Genomic DNA, 18331 nt, shown 5'->3' with positions numbered 1-18331 from the left:
GCCAGCGGTGGCAATGCGCTTGCTTTATCCGCCGCGCTTCTCAATCAACGCGGATGGCCTGGGTCGGGCACCGCAATGACGCCTCTCGGGCTATGGCTTCGAGTTCAGGGGCGACCTCTTCTACCACTGCCCGGGCGAAACCTGCGTCGTCGAGCACGAAGATCTCCGGGCACAGCATCGTGCACACGCCGTGGCCGGCGCACACATCGTCGTCTACTGACACCCTCATGTCTGTTGCGCGGCCACCGGAGTGAACTCGAGGCCGATGTAGGCCAGTCCTCGCAGAATATGCGTAGGCACATAGGAGAACTGCCGGTCACTGGGCGGCCCGTGGACGGCCTCGGAGACGCGGATGTCAGCCATGCGGTCGAGGATGCGGTTGAGGCTCACCCGGGCCTCGGCGCGGGCCAAAGGTGCTCCGGGACAGGTATGCACTCCCCGCCCGAAGGCCAAATGAGAGCGGGCGTTGTCCCGCTCGACGTCGAGCGTGTGGGGATCGGGAAACTGCGCGGGGTCGCGGTTGGCCGCCCCGTTGAGCACCATCACTGTCGTGCCCGCCCCCAGATCCACCCCACCCACGGTCACTGGACGGCGGGCGAGCCGGAAGTCGCCCTTTATCGGGCTCTCGATGCGCAGCGACTCCTCCACAAAATTGGGGATCAGGGAGCGGTCATGGCGGATGCGGTCTTGGAGCCCGGGGTCCTCGGCCACGAAATAGAGCATGGTGCTCAGCAGTCGCACGGTGGTCTCAGTGCCGGCGGCGAACAGGTTCGCTGCGATCCGCACCGCGTCGATCACCTCGGGAGTGGATCCGTCGGGGAACGTGGCGGTGGCCAGCCCGGTGAGGACGTCGTCTCGGGGATTGGCCCGACGGTCTTCGATGTAGGCGGTGAACTGGCTGTAGAGAAACTCGAGGGGGTTGTGGGCCATTGCGTGCTCGTCGGTTGAGCCGATGCCGTGCTCCTTGGGCCGCCGCAGGAGCTGCTCGGTGAAGTTGTCCCGGTCGTCGTCGGGCACACCCAACAGATCGGCCACCACCAGAAGAGCGAACGGCTGGGCGAAATCGCGGATGAATTCGCATTGGCCCTGCTCGATGAAGGTGTCGATCTGGCGATCAGCGAGGTGCCACATGAATTCCTCGTTCTCGCCCAGGCGCTTGGGGGTGATGAGCCGCATGAGGAGGGCCCGGTGGGCGGTGTGGGCTGGCGGGTCCATGGTGGGGAGCTGGTCGGACATGGGCAGCTTGTGGCGGTGCTCGGCGATGAGATCGCTGACGTCGTCGCCCTCCAGCGATACCGGGAATCCGGGGAAGGGCCCCGACACCGCATTGCAGGCCGAGAAGCCGTCGTTGTCGTTGTAGATCTCGATGGCCTCGCGGTAGCCGGTGATCATCATCACGTTGTGGTGGGGTTCGGGATGCACCGGGCACTGGACCCGCAGGTGGTCGAAGTACCCGTAGGGGTCGGCCACCAGTTCGGGGTCGGTGAAGAAGTTACGGCTTTCCAAGTCAGTCATGGCCCGTCTCCTGTTGGGAATCGAGTCTGTCACGGGGCGCGGCCTCGCCGCTGCGGGCGATGGCCCGCTCGTCGGTGCCCAAGTAGCTGGCGATCACCAACGGGTCGTTGCGCACTTCCTCGGGGGTGCCCTCGGCGATGATGGCCCCGGCTTCCAGGCAGTACACCCGGTCGCTGATGCCCATGATGAACGGCATGTCGTGCTCGATCACCAGCAGCGACGCGCCCAGCTCCTCGCGGATGCGCAGTACCAGGGGGGCGAAAGCCTCGGTCTCCCGCTGGGCCACCCCGGCGGTGGGCTCATCGAGGCACAGCACCCGGGCCTCCAACGCGATCAGGCACGACAGCTCCACGATGCGGCGGGTGCCGGTGGACAGCTCGCTGATGAACGAGCTGGCATAGCGGCCCAGCCCGAAGAAGCTGATGAGCTCGTCGCCCTCGGCCTGTCGGGTGCGCTCTCGACGCCGGGCGCTGGGCAGCCCCAAAAGCGTGGGGATGACCTGGGAGCGACCCCGAGCCTCCAGCGCCACCTGGATGGTCTCCCGAACAGTGAGGTCGGGGAACAGATCGGCCTGCTGGAAAGTGCGGCCCAGGCCCAGGCTGGCCCGATGGCTGGGGGAGGAGCGGGTCACGTTGGTGCCGAATATCTCCACCTGGCCCACCGACGGCACGAAGCCGCCCACCGCGTTCATCAGCGTGGTCTTGCCTGCGCCGTTGGTGCCGATGAGCCCGACCACCTCGCCCGGCTGCACATTGAGATCGACGTCTTCCACCGCGTGGACCCCGCCGAATTGCACCGACACCCCGGTTGTCGCCAGGGCGGGCACCCCGGCCGGGGTTTTTCGATCGGCCACCGCGGCCGAAACCGCCCGGGCCGGGATGGGGGCGGGCGCCCGCTCCACGGTGGTGTCGGGGATCCGCTTGGCCGCCGCGGCGAAGATGGCGTCGCGGATCGAATAGGCCACCTGGATCAGCCCGCCGGGGAGGTACATCAGCAAGATCAAAACGCCGGCGCCCGATGTGAGCAGCCGCACCTGTTCGGACTGGGCGAAGAACGACGGGATGCCCACCACCCACAGCGCGCCCAGGATCACCCCCCAGATCGACGAGAGTCCGCCGATGACGGCAATGGCCACCACCCGCAGCGATTCGTCGGGGGAGAACGCGGTGGGCCCGAATTGCACTCGCAGCCCGGCGATGAGCCCGCCGGCCAGCCCGGCCAGCGCCCCGGAGATGGCGAAGGCCACCAGCTTCATTCGGGTGGGCGACACGGTGAACGCCGCCGCGCTCTGCTCGTTGTCGCGCACTGCGATGAGCGACCGGCCCACCCCGCTGCGGCGGATGCGGCTCACCAAGATGGCGCACAAGCACAGCACTCCCAGGCACACGTAGTAGTAGGTGCGCTGCGACTTGAGATCGAAGGTGTCGCCCCACCGGGCTCGGGGCAGGCGCACCACCAAGTCGCCCCCGGTGAGCACGTCGCGCCTGAGCAGCCAGTTCTGGGCCATAACCGCGAAGGCCAGCGTGATGACGGCCAGAAACAGCCCGCGGACGCGTAGCGCGGGCAACCCCACCACCACTGCGGTCACCAGGCAGGCGAAGGCGGCCAGGAACACCGCCCCCTCGAACGGGACCACCGGCAGATCGAACTCGCGGTCGCCGATGGAGAAGTTCACGCCCCGCACCATGGCGGTGGTGAGCATGGCCCCGAGCCCGGCGAAGGCGAACTGCCCCAGCGAGAGCTGACCGGCCCACCCGGTGAGCAGGGTGAGCGACATGCCCACGATGGCAAGCAACAGCATGAGGGAGTAGAGGAAGTGGCGCGACGGGCGGGTCACGATCAGCGGTAGCACGATGGCCACCGCCAGGGCAACCGCGACGGTGATTTGAGGCAGATAGCGCACCCACCAGAGCTGTTGCAGCTGGCGGGGGACCGGTCGCACCCGCGGGGCGAACGACATCGACTGGGCCCCTTCGCTGCCTCGCTGTCGCCGGTGGTACGACAGCACCGAGATCAGCATGGCCACAAAGAGCCCCGCGTCGATCAACCCCGGCTCATCGAGGTAGTTGAACAGCACCGTCGCCTCGACTCCGCCGATCACTGCACCGGCCAACAGCGCCATCGGCAGCGAGTGCATTCGGGCGATCAGCGCGGCGGCAAGCGACCGCAGCAGCAGCCCTGGCCCCAGCGTGGCCGCCTCGATCACCGTGCCTTGGCCTTTGAGCGGGGCGACCAGCACCGCGGTGATGGCCGACAACAGCCCGGCAATGGTCCACACTGCGGTGGACATGGCCTTGGTGCTGATGGCCGAAAGCCGGGCGGCGTCGGGGTTCTCGGCCGAGGCCCGGATGGCTGTGCCGTACTTTGTTCGCTCCAAGAAGAAAGCCAGCATGGCGACGAGCACCGGCACCACGATCAGTACCAAAAGCTGTGCGCTGTGAATTTTTAGGCCGAATGGCTCCCAGCGTGCGTCGAACGGGGTGGGGAAGCTGGCGATGGCGGTGTAGTTGGGCAGCCAGAATCCGGCCAAGAACACCACCTGCGCCGCGCCCATGGTGGCCACGAACAAGATCACCTTGGGGGCCTTGGCCAGGCGCCGCACCACGGTGAGCTCGATGATCCCGCCGAACGCGGCCCCCGCGGCCAGCCCGGCGACGAGCGCTATCGGGTAGGGCACGCCGTACTTGGCTACCAGCAGGCCCAGTAGCGCCCCGCCGAACGCCCCGACCTCGGCGTGGGCGATGTTGATCACCCGCGAGGATCGGAAGATCAGCACCAGACCAACGGCCATCACCCCGTAGGTGATGCCGGTGACCAGTCCGTTGAAAACGATCTGGCGGTTGAATGCAAAGGCCAGCACACCGTCGACGGTGCCCAGCACAGCGTGCATGGCTGCCAGCACGCTCAGCCGCCCGATCCCGACTGTCCGAGGAAGACGGCTCGGGCCAGGTCGTCGCGCTCGGCCAGCTCTTGGGTCGGACCCTCAAAGCAGACCTGTCCCTTCTCCAAGAAGATGGCCCGGTCGGCCACAGACAGGGCCACGTTCAGCGACTGCTCCACGATGATCATGGTCTGCCCGTCGTCGCGGAGCCGCCCCACCACTTCCAACAACGACTGTACGGTGACGGGAGCCAAGCCCAGCGACAGTTCGTCGATCATCAGAATCTCTGGGTCGTGCATCAGCGCCATGGCCAGCGACAGCATCTGCTGCTGCCCGCCGGAGAGCTCGCCGGCCACCGCCGACCGGCGCTCGGCGACAACCGGGAACAGGTCGTAGGCCCGCTCCAAGCGCGGTTCGAGTTCGGCGTGGCCGTATCGAAACCCGGCCATGCGCAGGTTCTCCTCTACCGACAAGCCGGGGAAGATCGCCTTGCCCCCGGCCAGCTGCACTATCCCGATCTTGGCCCGCATCCCGGGGTCGGCGTAAGTGATGGTGCGCCCGTTGAGCCGCACCACTCCTCGCTGGGGCACCCCCAGCCCGCTGATCACCCGCAGCACCGTGGATTTGCCCGCGCCGTTGGTGCCCAGCAGGGCCAGCGACTCCCCTTGGCGCACTTCAAAGCCGATGTCGAACAGCACCTGCACCTTGCCGTAGGAGAAGTCCAGGTTGCGCACTTGGAGCACGGGGATGTCGGCGGCGTCGGCGGCCTTCAGGCGCTCGGCCTCGTCCTGCTCTTCCTGCAATTCCTCGATCACCAAGGCGATGTCGCCCTCGATGAACCGGGAGCCATAGGCCATGAGCGATCCCCCCACCAGGGTGGCGGGCAAGATAACGACGGTGAGCGCGGTCTGCTCGCCGTGAACATCGCTGAGCATCCCGGTGATCACCGCGCCCAGAAATGCCCCGAATAAGAACATGTAGATGCCCACCAGCGCGGTGCCCCGGGACCTGAGCCGGTAGGGGATGACCGAGGCGATCACCCCGGGCAGGATGGCGAAGGCGGCCCGGGCGAAGGCGTTGGAGACGCCCAGGAATATCCCGAGCAGCAACACCGTGGGCATCCAAATGCCCACTACTTGGATGGCGCCGAAGGTGACGACCAGGACGCCGATGAAGACCATGGCCCGGGAAGGGTGCTCTTTGAACAGGGCGTCGGCCCGCTTGCCCGACACCGCGGCCCCCACGAAGCCGGGCAGAACGGTCAGAGATCCGAAGACACCTCGCTCGAACGCGCTCAGCTCGAAGTGCTCCTCGAGATGGAGGTTGATGAAGATGATGGTGGTGAAGATGGCGAAGCCGATGGCCGCCATGCCGGTGAGGTAGTAGTAGAACGACTTGATCTTCTTGAGCCGCTCGAACGCCACCGACAAAGAGATGGGCAGTTCGTCTTCGGACTCCTCCAGCTCCGCTCCGAGCACGGCCTGCATCTCGTGGCTTCCTCGCCGGGGCTCGCGCACAAAAAAGGCGCTGATGGCCAGGGGAACGCCCATGATCCCCATGGTGAGGAACACCCATCGCCAGCCCTCGTCGCCGGTGGCGATCAACACGACCAAGCCGGCCACCAGCGGGCCCAGAGCTTGGCCGGCCATCTGGAACCAGCCGTTCAGGGCGAAGACCTTGGCTCGGGCCCCGATCGGGTAGCCGTCCATCAGCATGGGCCCGGCCACCGGGATGTAATACGACTGCCCCAGCCCCGCGCCCATGCGGGCGATGAACAGCAAGAACGCGTTGGAGATGGCGCTGGTCACCATGACCACCACCGACCACAGCGACATCGCCGCCCCCACCACCAGCTTGCGGGGCATGCGGTCGGCCAGCGAGCTCAGCGGGATGGAGCCCAGCAGGAACAAGATGCCGAAGGCGCCCCCGATGGCGCCGATGGTGCCGTCGGAAACGTCGAGCGACTTCTGGATGTCGGGGGCGATCACCGCGAATGCCGACGTCTCCAGCGTCTCCACGAATCCGAGCAGGCCGATGAACCCGATCAGCCCCTTCCCGCCCCGGCGCAGGCCTTGGCGCAAGGTGAGTTGTTCGGCGTCGAAGCTGCCCTCCGGGCCGCGTTGGGCGGCCTCAGCGGCGGCGATCTCTTCTTGGCGGCGCTCCTCTTCGTCGAAGACCCTGGCGACCAGGTCCGCCGGGGTCTCCGACCGCGGGGATTCGGTCATCCCTTACGATGAACCATTAACGCCATCAGACCGATGAGGCTCGGCTATTGGTCGAGCATCGTCCGTGCGCCTTCGATCTCGACCCAGCAGGCGCAATCGGCTTGGTACTCCTTGAGGGTGATCACGTCGGGGGCGTCGTGCTTGGTGGGACTCCACGAGCCGGTGATGTCTCCGAGCCGGTAGTCGGTGAGCGACTCGAAGCCCTGGATGAGCGTGGTCTGGTTCACGGTGCCGTAGGTCTCTTGAGACCAATTGGCCGCCGCCTCCAGGTTCTTGATGAACAGACAGGTGCTGCCCACCGCGCTCCAAGCGTCCTCGTTCTCGACGATGTCGTACTCGATGCCGGTGACCTCGGTGAACACGGCATTGCACTCGATGGTGTGCTCGTCGGGGCTCAGCCGGTCGAGACCGTATGACAGGCCGTACAGGCCGTAGAAGAGCGTGGGGTCGGCGTTCCGCTGATACACCGCCTGGGCTACCGAGGCGTACACCAGGTTCTCGATATCGCTGACCAGCCACTGCGGCTCCCAGCCACCCCGGGCCGACAGGAACACCGTGATCCCGAACGGCGAGGGGGGCAGGAGGTTGAAGACCGTGTCCACGTTGGCCACCTGCATGCGCTCTATGCCAATGTCGAGTTGGGAGCAGGAGGTGCCCTCGCAGGGCAGGGCCACCTCGTCAGCGAGCTCGTAGCCGAGTTCGGCCAGCGCCTCCCTGAGCACACCAGCAGCCACTTCGTGCTCGCCGATGTCGCCCCGCATCAGCCCGAGCGTGCGGCCCTCGAGCAAGCCCTGGGCGTCGGCCAGGGTTGGCCAGGCCCCCATAAGCCGCTCGGTGGTCATCGACTGGGAGAACAGCCGCCCGTTGGAGCGGTCGTAAATCTCCTGGGGCAGGATGCCCGACAGCATGTAGGCGATCCGCTCATGGCCCTCGGTGGCGCACAGCACAGTTTCGGCCGCTACACCGCCCACGTAGTGGACGATGGCCACCTGGTCGTCCTCGGTGGCGGCGATGCAGGCCGCCTGCTGGTCGGTGGCCGACGCCCCCGGAGGATAGGCGTGGAACACGATCTCGATGTTGCGCCCTCCCGCGCCTCCTCGGTCGTTGACTTCCTCGGCGAAGACCACATAGTTGCGCGGGATGTCGCCGGTGTCGGGGAGGATGCCTGCCTCTTCGAGCGACTTGGAGTCGCTGCGCAAGATGGCGACCTTAATGGTGTCATCGGTGATGCCAACGGTGGAACCCTCGGGCACTGGGATCGGAGTAGGAGCGGCTGTGGGCTCGGGTTCGGGGGCCGGCTCGTCGGCAGGCTCGTCGGCCGGCTCATCTGCGGGTTCGGGGGCCGGCTCGTCGGCCGGCTCATCTGCGGGTTCGGGGGCCGGCTCGTCGGCCGGCTCATCTGCGGGTTCGGGGGCCGGCTCGTCGGCCGGCTCGGGCGCGCTAGTGGGCGCTGGCTCGACAACCTGGGGTTCGTCGGAGTCCCCTGAACTGCTGCACGATGCCGCAAGCAGTGCAATGAGGGCAACGAACGCGAAAGTGAAGGTATGCAATTTGGTGCGACTCATGAGACTCCCCCTGAAGACTCACCGACTGATGATTCTCGTGGCGACGCTAACAGGCCGGAAGTAGCGTTGCCAGAAAATGGATATGAGATTTCCACACTGCAATCCCGCCCAGTGATCATGGGTGGTTTGTAGGGTCATAGGGTTACGGTATGCGGGTTCGGACCCGAAAAGCAGTGGCGCTGGTGGTGGCGATCGCCATCGTGCTGGCGCTGCTGCTCTCGCTCTTGGCCGTGTTCAGCGACACCGCCGCCGCCCATGCCGAAATGCGCCGATCGGCCCCGGACCTCGGTCAAGCGGTGGGCGGAATGGTCGACCGGGTGGAGATGGAGCGCCGCTAGCTCAGCGGAGTTCGGCGAAGAAGTCTTTGAGCAGGGCGGCTGACTCGTCTCGGCCGATGCCGGCGACCACCTCGAAGTTGTGGTTGAGCCGGGGGTCGGCCCCCAGGTTGTAGAGGGTGCCGCACGCCCCCGCCTTGGGGTCCTCGGCGGCGAACACCACCCGGGCAACCCTGGCCATCACCGCCGCGCCGGCGCACATCGGACACGGCTCCAGCGTGGTGGCCAGCACCGCCCCGTCGAGCCGGGACGAGCCCTGAGCTGCGGCCGCGTCCCGCAGGGCCAAGATCTCGGCGTGGGCGGTGGGATCGTTGGTGCTCAGCCGCTCGTTGTGGCGAGCGGCCACCACCTCCCCGTCGATGGCCACCACCGCGCCGATGGGAACCTCGCCCTGTTCAGCCGCCTGCCGGGCCTGGGCCAAGGCCAGCTCCATGAGGATGCGGTCATCGATCACAGGGTCAGGATATGGGCTGGGAGGCTGCTGCCCCCGGTCACTATCCTGAAGAGCGGAAGGTTGCCAGAGCGGACGAATGGGGCGGCCTCGAAAGCCGTTGTGGCCTTCGGGTCACCATGGGTTCGAATCCCATACCTTCCGCCAGTTTCACCGCGCCCTGTCGGCCACCGTCTCTGGGGCGATGTCGGCGTCAGGTGGCTTGGCCGGCGAATTGGGCGGCGTGGAGGTCGGCGTAGGGGCCGCCGCGGGCCAAGAGCTCGTCGTGGGAGCCCTGTTCGGCGATGTGGCCGCCGTCCATCACCACGATGGTGTCGGCGCCGCGGATGGTGGACAGGCGGTGGGCGATCACGAAGCTGGTGCGGTCGGCCCGCAGGGCGTTCATGGCCTCTTGGATCAGCACCTCGGTCCGGGTGTCCACCGACGAGGTGGCCTCGTCGAGAATCAGGATCGCCGGGTCGGCCAAAAACGCCCGGGCAATGGTGAGGAGCTGCTTCTGGCCGGCGGAGATGTTGTCGCCCTCGTCGTTGATCACGGTGTCGTAGCCGTCGGGCAGGGAGGGGACGAAGCGGTCGACATAGGTGACCCGGGCGGCCTCGAGGATCTGGGCGTCGGTGGCATCGGGGTTGCCGTAGCGGAGGTTCTCCCAGATGGTGTCGCCGAACAGCCAGGTGTCCTGGAGCACCATCCCGAATTTCGACCGCAGCTCGTGGCGGGGCAGGGCGGTGATGTCGCGTCCGTCGAGGGTGATGCGCCCGCCGTCGAGCTCGTAGAAGCGCAGAAGCAGGTTCACCAGCGTGGTCTTGCCCGCGCCGGTGGGTCCGACGATGGCCACCGTCTGGCCCGGCTCGGCGGTGAGGTCGAGCCCGGTGATGAGGGGTTTGTCGGGCTCATAGGAGAAGTGGACGTGGTCGAACACCACCCGTCCCCGGGTGGGCGGCGGGTCGGGCACCGGTTCGGGATTGGCGCTGATCTCGTCGACGTCGAGCAGCTCTACCACCCGCTCCAACGAGGCGATGCCCGATTGGAAGGTGGCGGCCATCGAGGCCACCTGCTGGACGGGCATGGCGAATTGCCGGGTGTACTGGATCATGGCCTGCATGTCGCCGATGGTGATGGCTCCGCTGGAGATGCGCAGCCCGCCGACCACGGCCACGGACACGAACTGGAGGTTTCCCATCAGCATCATCACCGGCTGCATGGCCGACGACAGGAACTGGGCGGCGCGGCTCGACTCGTAGAGCTTGGCGTTCTCATCGGCGAACCGCTCGCGCTCTTGGTGCTGGCGGCCGAAGGCGGTGACGATGGCGTGCCCGCTCACCACGTCCTCGGCCTGGGCGTTGAGCGTGCCGGTGGTGCGCCACTGCCGCAGGAACCGGGGTCGGGCCCGAGTGGCGAAGATCCGGGTGGCCACCACCGAGAGGGGAACGGTCACAAAGGCCACCAGCGCCAGCAGGGGCGACACGGTGAGCATCATCACCGTCACCCCCACGAGGGTCAACACCGCGGTGAGCATCTGGTTGATGGTCTGCTGGAGGCTTTGGGAGAGGTTGTCGATGTCGTTGGTCACCCGGCTGAGCAGGTCGCCCCGGGCGTGCTGGTCGACGTAGGAGAGGGGAAGGCGGTGGAGCTTGGCCTCGATGGTCTCCCGCAGTCGGAACATGGATCGCTGGAGCGCCCCGCTGAGCAGGTAGTTCTGGATGTGGCCCAGCGCCCACGCCAGTGCGAACACCCCGCCGATGAACAGGAGCCGGTCCCGGAGCCGGCCGGTGTCTATGCCGCCTTGGCGCACGCCGTTCACGATGATGTCGGTGGCGCCGCCCAACAGCCAGGGGCCGATCACCGTCAGGCTCACGCTCATCGCGGCCAGCACCATCACCAGGAGCAGAATCGGAGTCTCCCGGCCGGTGATCTTGGCCAGCTGGCGAACGGTGCCCCGGAAATTGCGGCTGGTCTCCACCGGCAGCGGCGCGCTCATGCGGCCCGAGAAGCGCAGAGCCTCCCGGCCGTAGGTCTGTAGGGCCTCTTGGTCTTCTTCGTCGTGGCCGTCGTGGCTCGGGATCTCGTCGTCCGGCTGGGGATCCTTCGACTGGGGGTCCTCCGGCTGGTCGTCGCCCGGGTTGCGCTGGTTCATGCCGTCTCACCTCCTCTCTGGGAGGAGACGATCTCGGCGTAGGTGGGGCAGGTATCCACCAGCTCGTCGTGGCGCCCTTGGCCCACCACGATGCCGCCTTCGAGCACGATGATCTGATCGGCGGTCTCGATGGTGGAGATCCGCTGGGCCACCACCAGCACGGCGGCGTCGCGGGTGCGGGGTTCAAGGGCCTCGCGCAGTCGGGCCTCGGTGGCCAGGTCGAGGGCGGAGAAGGAGTCGTCGAACAGGTAGACCGCCGGTTGGGCCACCAGGGCCCGGGCAATGGACAGCCGTTGGCGCTGGCCGCCCGACACGTTGGTGCCCCCCTGGGCGATGCGGCTGCTGAGCCCGTCGGGCATCGACTGCACAAACCCCGAGGCCTGGGCGATTTCCAGAGCCTCCCACAGCTCATCGTCGGCGGCGTCGGGACGTCCGTAGCGGAGATTGGAGGCCACCGTTCCGCTGAACAGGTAGGCCCGCTGGGGAACGTAGCCGATGGCGCCCCACAGCAGGGCCTGGTCGAGACGGCGGACATCGATGCCGCCCACCGAGACCCGCCCGGAGCTGGCGTCGGCCAGGCGGGCGGCCAGCGTCAACAGCGTGGTCTTGCCCGCGCCGGTCGATCCGATGATGGCGGTGGTCTGCCCGGGGACGGCAGTGAACGACACGCCTTCGAGAACAGGGTGCTCAGCGCCGGGATAGCGGAAGCCAACCTCTTGGAACTCCACCATCCCCGGCCGAGTGAAGTCGCGGATCGGGGTGGACGGGGGCTCCACCGACGACTCGGTGTCGAGCACCTCCACGATGCGCTCGGCGGCCACCGCCGCCCGGGGGATCATCGACACCATGAACGCGGCCATGGTCACCGCGAGGAGTATCTGGAGCAAATAGGTGAGATAGGCCACCAGCGAGCCGATCTGGGTGGAGCCGTCTTCGATCCGGTCGGCCCCAATCCACAAAAGCGCCACGCTGGACAGGTTCACCAGCAGCGTGACCGCGGGGAAGACCGCGGCCATGAGCCGCGCCGCCCGCAATGAGGATTCAGTGAGGCGGTGATTGGCCTCGGCGAACCGGGCGCTCTCGGTTGGCTCCCGGGTGAAGGCCCGCACCACTCGCACGCCGGTGATCTGCTCGCGCAGCACGGCGTTGATCCGGTCGATGCGCTCCTGCATCTGCTGGAACGCCGGGGACATGGCGGCGATGATCGCCCCCGTCACCACGATTTCGAGGGGCACCACCACGAACAGCAGCACCGACAAGCCGGCGTCCTCGCGAATGGCCAGAACCGTGCCGGCGATCATGGTGAGCGGGGCGGTGATCATCATGATCGTGAACAGCGCGGTCAGCGTCTGAATCTGGTGGGTGTCGTTGGTGATGCGGGTGATGAGCGAGGGGGTGCCGAATCGGCCGATCTCGCGGGTGGAGTAGCGGGTGACCTGGTCGAACACGTCGCGCCGGATGTCGCGGCCAAACGCCATGGCCACCTCCGACCCGTACCAGACCGCCACAGTGAGCAGCACCACCTGGATGAACGATACCAACAGCATGATGCCGCCCATCCGCCAGATCACCGACTGGTCGCCCAGCAGCACGCCGTCGTCGATCAAGGTGGCATTCAGCCCCGGCAGCAGCAGCCCCGTGGTGGTCTGGCCCGCCTGGAGGATCAACACCAGCACAATGGCCCGACGATGAGGGGCCAAATGGCTCTTGAGAAGTCGCCGCAGGCTCATGGTTGGTTGATCTTGGCACGAATACTCCATGCCAAGAACGCCGATTCCCACCAGGCCTTCGCTACGACACCACACCGCCCGCAAATCCCTTATGTTTGGGGATCGTGACGAGCATGATCCGGCGGTTTTACATCCTTCCTTTGAATCCCGGCGTGCCCGACGCCAACGTGCAGGAGATGATCGCGGTGCTGAGTGCTGCCGATCGGTTCATACCGGGGCTGTTGGATTCCTCGGCCGGCGTCGATTTCGATTCGCGCACGGTGATCTGGGAGAACACCTTCGTCGACGAGGCCAGCTACTCCGGGCCTTACATGGTGCACCCGTACCACATTGGGGCCATCGACAACTACGTCATGCCCGACAGCCCTGAGTGCATCACCGACAACACTTACGCCACTCGCTACACCACGCCCGACGCCACCCAGGAGGTGCGAGGCGGAATCCGCCGGGTGCTGCTGTTGAACACGAGCACTGGGGCCGACGCGTCGGCGATTGAGGCCCTCGCCGCGCAGCCCCAGGAAAAGGCGGCGTCGGTGTTCGGCGCCGACGATGTGGGATGGGTTTCGGCCAAGGGCCGGGCCTGGACCCATGTCTGGGAGCAGGCCTTTACCGACATGGCCCAGTTGGAGCGCTACCTCGGCACGGGCGATGGCACCGCCTGTTCCAGTGTCGAGGGTTTCGCGAGCCTGGGCATCGGCCTGGGTTCGCTGAAGATCTTCACCTGCCCGTTCCAGCTCTCACCCGCTGAGCACCAGTCGCCGCCCGAGACGCCGCCGGACACTGCTCCCGTGCTGTACACCATCACCGCTCGCACTGCCGCGGCCGACGCAGACGCCTACGTGGAGCTACTCGAACGCTGCTACGACCCGTTCATGGCCGACAACGGCACCGCCCTTCTAGAGCGCTGGCGCACCGTCGATCAGGGCTACCTAGAGGCCGAGGTCCACTCCACCTGGCAGATCGACTCCCTAGCCGCCTACAGCGATCTCCGGGCCAAAACCATCGCCGACCCGCAATGGACCGTCTTCGTCAAGGACGCCATGCCCTTGGTACAAGGCGGATCCCGACGCTTCCACCGGGCGGTTTGACCGGGACCATGACCGAGATTCCGCGGCTCTCAGCGGGCTGTGACTCCGAAGAACTGTGTTCAGCGCTAAGCGACTACGGCTGTTGTGTTGTCGAGGGCGCGGTCGGTGAAGGGCTCATGGACGCGGTGGCGAACGAGATGGCGCCTTTCGTGGAGGACACGCCGCGGGGCGATACCGACTTCGCCGGAGCTGGAACACGACGGACGGGTTTGGTGGTCGGTCGCTCGCCGACGTTTCGGTCGCACTTGGCCCGCCACCCGATAATCCTCACCGCCGGCGACCACACTTTGGGGCACGCGCCCACCTGGAGCCTCTCGTTTGCCCACTATTTTGAGCTGTTTTCGGGTGAGGCCGACCAGCTCCTCCACCGCGACACCTGGAAGTACGGCGCGCCTCCGTTTCCCTATGAGGTTGATCTCAACGCCCTGTGGGCGGTAACCGAGTTTACGGTGGAGAATGGAGCGACCCGTGTCGTGCCCGGAAGCCAAGCATGGGACGACGACCGCCGACCCGAACCGGGCGAAGACGTTGCCGCGGTTATGCCCAAGGGCTCGGTGCTCTTGTACACGGGTCTCCTCTTCCACGGAGGCGGCGCCAATGTCGGCGACGATGTCCGGCTAGCGGTCAACGCGCAGCACACGGTGGGTTGGCTCAACCAGACCGAGTGTCTCCTTCTCGAGTTCCCGCCCCACGTCGTGGCCGACTGGGACGATGACCTCATCCGGTTCATCGGCTACCAGCGCGCCGGCCCGGCATTGGGCCACTGGCGCAACGCCGAAGACCCGTTCATCGCCATCGAGGAATACCGGGAAGCCCACACCTAAGTGGCGACATGAGCATCGCCATCTCACCGGTCAGTTACCGGGATTTAGCTCATTCGAATGTGGTGGACGGTGATGTCGAGGCCGGTTGATCTGGCCAGTCGGCCGTCGGCGGTCAACAGCGGGACTCCCGTGGCGCGGGCGGCTGCGATGTAGAAGGCGTCATAGGCGCTGACATTGCTGTAGTACTCCCAGGCCGACAAGGCGAGCGCTCGATGCGAGATGCGGTCGATTGGCCAGATGGCGAGATCGCCCAGGGCCATCACGGCCCTGTCTTCCTCTAGGCGTCCGGTAAGCACGGCTCGGCGCAGTGCCGACATCACTTCTGGGTCGAGCAGCTCGGGGGCGGCCAGTGATGCGCTTTCGACCGTGTCGGCAAGCGTGATCCCCAGCGGGGTTCGCAATAGGTACTCGACCGCCACTGAGGCGTCGATCACATAGCCGGTCATTCAAGCTCTGCGTCGCGAGATGCCCGCACCTCGGCAATCAGGGAGGCAACTTCAATCCCCAGGTCGGTGGTCGGACGAGTGGCAAGGTGCTTGCTCCACTCCCACCGGGCGAGCTCCCTTTCGATCGCATCCAGCACCGCCGCGCTCATGGTGCAATTCCGCTCAAGAGCGTGCTGGCGCAACCGCTCGTGAAGAACATCAGGCATGTTCCGAACCTGAAGATTAGCCATAGCATGACAATAGCATGAAATATTCATGCCTAGCCTGGCTGGAAGATGAAGCCCTTGTAGTTGTTGGCGGCGATTTCTTCGCAGATTTCGCGGTAGATGTTGGTGCCGCCTAGGTAGAAGGTGACGCCTTTGGATTTGCCCTCGATATTGGATCCGGTCCACCAGGAATCGGTCTTGCCGATGATGCTGGCGTTGGCGATGTCGTGGACGCCCCGGGTCCATTCCGCTTCGGCCTCGGGGTCGGAGTCGATGCGGTCGAGGCCGTTTTCGAGCATGTGGGCGAGGCAGTCGGTGATCCATTCCACGTGTTGTTCGATGGAGAAGATCACGTTGCTGTACACCGCGGGGCTGCCGGGGCCGGTGATCATGAACAGGTTGGGGAACCCCGACGCCACCAGGCCGAGATAGGCGCCGGCCCCGTCGGCCCATTTGTCGCGAAGGGCCCGGCCGCCGACTCCCTGGATGTCCATGGCCAATAGGGCACCGGTCATGCCGTCGAATCCAGTGGCGTACACGATCAGGTCGAGGTCGTAGGAGCCTTCGGTGGTCCGCAGGCCTTGGGGGGTGATCTCTTCAATCGGGTTGGCTGCCGCGTCAACCAGGGTCACGTTGGGCCGGTTGTAGGTCTCGAAGTAGTCGATCTCCACGATCAGGCGCCGGGCGCCGAGGGGATGGTCGATGCCCACGAGTGTGTCGGCCACGTCGGGGTCGTCGACCTTTTCGCGGATCTTCTCCCGCACAAACTCAGACGCGATCTGGTTCGACTCGGGGTTGGTCATCACGTCCGAGAAGGCTCGCGCGAAGCCCGGCCCGCCGCGCGCCCACGAATCCTCAAAGGCCCTGTTGCGGGTGGCCTCGTCCACTTCGAGGGCCGATGAGGCCTCGGTGGGACGCCGCCCCATGCCGGTTGAGCTCGACCGCTTGAGCTCCCACCTCTCGTGGTAGTTGTGCTTCAGCTCCTCAAGAGTGTCGTCGTCGAGCGGTCGGTTGCGGGCCGGTATGGCGAACTGCGCGGTGCGCTGGAAGACGAACATGTGGTCGGCCTGTTTCGCCAGCTGGGGAATCACTTGCGTGCCGGTGGACCCGGTGCCGATCACGCCCACCCTCATGCCGGTCACGTCGAGACCGCCTTTTGGCCAGCGAGCGGTGTGGATCTGCTGGCCGGCAAACGTGTCGACCCCCTCGAAGTGCGGCGTGTTCACCTCCGACAGGCACCCCGCGGCCGATATGAGGAACCGGGTCGAGACCGTCTCGCCGCTCGACATGCTGATCAGCCACCGGTTCTGCTCGTCGTCGTAGCGGGCTTGGTCTATCCGCGTGTTGAACTCGATGTCTCGGCGCAGGTCGAAGCGGTCGGCGACGTAGTTGAAGTAGCGCTCGAGCTCTGGCTGGGCGGGAAACCGCTCGGTCCACTCCCACTCCCGCTCGAGCTCCTCCGAGAACGTGTAGCAGTAGTCCCAGCTCTCCACGTCGCACCGGGCGCCGGGATAGCGGTTCCAATACCAGGTGCCGCCCACCCCGTCGCCCTTCTCGAAGACTTTGGCCGACAAACCGAGCCCGCGCACCCGGTGAAGGGCGTACAGCCCCGCGGCACCGGCGCCTATGATGACGACGTCGAAGTCCCGCTCCGTCAGTCGATCTTCGATGAGTCAAGCTTCTCAGATGACTGGCTCCCTGCGGAAGTAGTATCCGATCATGGGCGACGCACTTGGACCCGTGGATCCTTCAGTAGAGGTCTGGCGGGCGTACTGCCAGGCCATGGCCGATGCCGGGGAGTTGGTGCTGGCCGCGGGGACGCCGGATGATCCCGATCTGCGGGCTGAGGGAATCCGCGCTCTGAGCCGCTACGCGACCTTTGCGCTGGAGAATTTCGTGGAGCGGGCCGATCCGGAGCGACCAGACTTCGTGGAGTACCAGACCACCATCCGAAAATACATGGGAGACAACCCCGACCAGACCTATTTCTCCTCCGTTATCCGGGGCGACCGGTCGTACCGGATCAACGCCACGATGGCTGGGGCGGTGGCGATAGAGGTAGGGGTGTACGCCGGGGACTACCGGAGCGACGGCGGCCGCCGGCTGGTCGACGCGGTGGAGGACACCACGCTGCGGGTGGACCCCGACGGCACCTATGAGCTGCTGCTCACGCCCGACCCCCAACCCGACAATCCCAATCAGCTGCGCCTAGAGCCCGACGCCAGCTCCGTCATCCTTCGCACCTATTTCACCGATCGGGACGTGAGGTTGGCCCATCCCCGGCCCTCCATCGAGGCCATCCCGTCGGCAGGGCCTGCCCCCGCGCTCACTCTTGATCAGCTGCGCCGGGCACTGGAGCAGGCCGTGCTCTTTACCACCGGTTCGTTCGGCTGGTGGGTGCAGCAGAGGAAGCCGCCGCCGATCGAAGAGCTCGTCAACACCATTCAACCGATGCCCGACGATGGCGACTTGCTCACCCCTGACAACGTGCGTTACCTCTTCGGCGACTGGGAACTCGGCCCCGACGAGGCGCTGGTTGTGGATTTCGACCCGTCGGGCGGGGCCGACTATTGGGGATGGGTGCTGCTCACCTACTGGGGCGAGACGGTGGACTGGCGAACCCGAACCGCGGTCATAAACGGCGACACCGCGGTGCGCCGCGACGACGGCACCGTGCGGCTGGTGGTGGCCCACGAAGACCCCGGACTGCCCAACTGGCTAGACACCGCCGGCCACCCCACGGGATCGCTGAGCCTCCGCTGGTTCCGCTCCACCGCCCCCATCCCCGAGGCCCATTCCAGGGTGGTTCCCCTCCACCAGGTGAACGCCATTGACTAGCCGATCAGGTCGGCCTTCGACCTGATCGATCCGAGACCCCGGTTCGGAGCAGCGGGAGTAGTCTGGGGTCGTTGTCAATCGGGAAGGGGACGG

General features: G+C 66.3%; 15 protein-coding genes and 1 tRNA gene. 5 read left to right on the top strand and 11 right to left on the bottom strand.

All coding sequences use genetic code 11. From position 1 onward, the window contains the following. Window positions 1-40 precede the first annotated feature (40 nt). From ACOGI7_RS13700 to ACOGI7_RS13680, 5 genes are read right to left on the bottom strand one after another with little or no spacing between them, the layout of a single operon-like run. Complete coding sequence (locus ACOGI7_RS13700; RefSeq protein ID WP_419849316.1) at window positions 41-229, bottom strand: ferredoxin; 189 nt, start codon at window positions 227-229, stop codon at window positions 41-43. Continuing rightward, entirely contained in the window at window positions 226-1515 is a 1290-nt protein-coding gene (locus ACOGI7_RS13695; protein WP_419849315.1) for a cytochrome P450, read from the bottom strand. Before ACOGI7_RS13695 ends, ACOGI7_RS13700 begins: the two co-directional genes overlap by 4 nt. Continuing rightward, on the bottom strand, window positions 1508-4417 hold the full coding sequence (locus ACOGI7_RS13690) for an ABC transporter permease subunit (protein WP_419849314.1): 2910 nt from the start codon (window positions 4415-4417) through the stop codon (window positions 1508-1510). Before ACOGI7_RS13690 ends, ACOGI7_RS13695 begins: the two co-directional genes overlap by 8 nt. A 2-nt stretch (window positions 4418-4419) precedes the next feature. Continuing rightward, complete coding sequence (locus ACOGI7_RS13685; RefSeq protein WP_419849313.1) at window positions 4420-6621, bottom strand: ATP-binding protein; 2202 nt, start codon at window positions 6619-6621, stop codon at window positions 4420-4422. 44 nt (window positions 6622-6665) lie between these two features. Continuing rightward, entirely contained in the window at window positions 6666-8186 is a 1521-nt protein-coding gene (locus tag ACOGI7_RS13680) for a hypothetical protein (RefSeq protein WP_419849312.1), read from the bottom strand. 149 nt (window positions 8187-8335) lie between these two features. Between ACOGI7_RS13680 and ACOGI7_RS13675 the strand changes: the two genes are divergently transcribed. Then, window positions 8336-8524 carry a hypothetical protein gene (locus ACOGI7_RS13675; RefSeq protein ID WP_419849311.1) on the top strand — a complete coding sequence of 63 codons (189 nt, stop codon included), beginning with the start codon at window positions 8336-8338 and terminating at the stop codon, window positions 8522-8524. Window position 8525: 1 nt separating this feature from the next. On the opposite strand, the gene ACOGI7_RS13670 is transcribed toward ACOGI7_RS13675, so the two are convergent. Further along, a complete protein-coding gene (locus tag ACOGI7_RS13670) occupies window positions 8526-8975 on the bottom strand; it encodes a nucleoside deaminase (protein ID WP_419849310.1) in 450 nt (149 codons plus the stop codon). A gap of 54 nt (window positions 8976-9029) precedes the next feature. Here ACOGI7_RS13670 and ACOGI7_RS13665 point away from each other — a divergent pair. Continuing rightward, window positions 9030-9119, top strand: a tRNA-Ser gene (locus ACOGI7_RS13665). 46 nt (window positions 9120-9165) lie between these two features. Here the strand turns inward: ACOGI7_RS13665 and ACOGI7_RS13660 are convergent. Both ACOGI7_RS13660 and ACOGI7_RS13655 read right to left on the bottom strand, forming a co-directional pair. Beyond that, window positions 9166-11106, bottom strand: coding sequence for an ABC transporter ATP-binding protein (locus tag ACOGI7_RS13660; RefSeq protein WP_419849309.1), 1941 nt, complete (start codon window positions 11104-11106; stop codon window positions 9166-9168). After that, window positions 11103-12836, bottom strand: a complete 1734-nt coding sequence (locus ACOGI7_RS13655) for an ABC transporter ATP-binding protein (RefSeq protein WP_419849308.1) — start codon at window positions 12834-12836, stop codon at window positions 11103-11105. Before ACOGI7_RS13655 ends, ACOGI7_RS13660 begins: the two co-directional genes overlap by 4 nt. Window positions 12837-12949: 113 nt before the next feature. Between ACOGI7_RS13655 and ACOGI7_RS13650 the strand changes: the two genes are divergently transcribed. Further along, the gene (locus tag ACOGI7_RS13650) at window positions 12950-13924 is read left to right on the top strand and encodes an NIPSNAP family protein (RefSeq protein ID WP_419849307.1); all 975 of its coding nucleotides are present in this window, start codon (window positions 12950-12952) and stop codon (window positions 13922-13924) included. 8 nt (window positions 13925-13932) lie between these two features. Next, entirely contained in the window at window positions 13933-14748 is an 816-nt protein-coding gene (locus ACOGI7_RS13645) for a phytanoyl-CoA dioxygenase family protein (protein ID WP_419849306.1), read from the top strand. 44 nt (window positions 14749-14792) lie between these two features. Here the strand turns inward: ACOGI7_RS13645 and ACOGI7_RS13640 are convergent, their stop codons facing one another. The 3 genes from ACOGI7_RS13640 to ACOGI7_RS13630 are packed head-to-tail and all read right to left on the bottom strand — an operon-like array spanning window position 14793 to window position 17031. Further along, complete coding sequence (locus ACOGI7_RS13640; protein WP_419849305.1) at window positions 14793-15194, bottom strand: type II toxin-antitoxin system VapC family toxin; 402 nt, start codon at window positions 15192-15194, stop codon at window positions 14793-14795. Next, a complete protein-coding gene (locus ACOGI7_RS13635) occupies window positions 15191-15400 on the bottom strand; it encodes a hypothetical protein (RefSeq protein ID WP_419849304.1) in 210 nt (69 codons plus the stop codon). Before ACOGI7_RS13635 ends, ACOGI7_RS13640 begins: the two co-directional genes overlap by 4 nt. 53 nt (window positions 15401-15453) lie before the next feature. Next, window positions 15454-17031, bottom strand: coding sequence for a flavin-containing monooxygenase (locus ACOGI7_RS13630; RefSeq protein WP_419851513.1), 1578 nt, complete (start codon window positions 17029-17031; stop codon window positions 15454-15456). A gap of 88 nt (window positions 17032-17119) precedes the next feature. Here ACOGI7_RS13630 and ACOGI7_RS13625 point away from each other — a divergent pair, with 88 nt between their 5' ends. Beyond that, the gene (locus ACOGI7_RS13625; RefSeq protein WP_419849303.1) at window positions 17120-18238 is read left to right on the top strand and encodes a hypothetical protein; all 1119 of its coding nucleotides are present in this window, start codon (window positions 17120-17122) and stop codon (window positions 18236-18238) included. Window positions 18239-18331 lie beyond the last annotated feature (93 nt).

It is taken from the genome of Candidatus Poriferisocius sp. (assembly GCF_965204145.1).
Taxonomy (GTDB): Bacteria; Actinomycetota; Acidimicrobiia; order Acidimicrobiales; family Bin134; genus Poriferisocius.
This window is presented reverse-complemented; position numbering and strand designations above follow the sequence as displayed.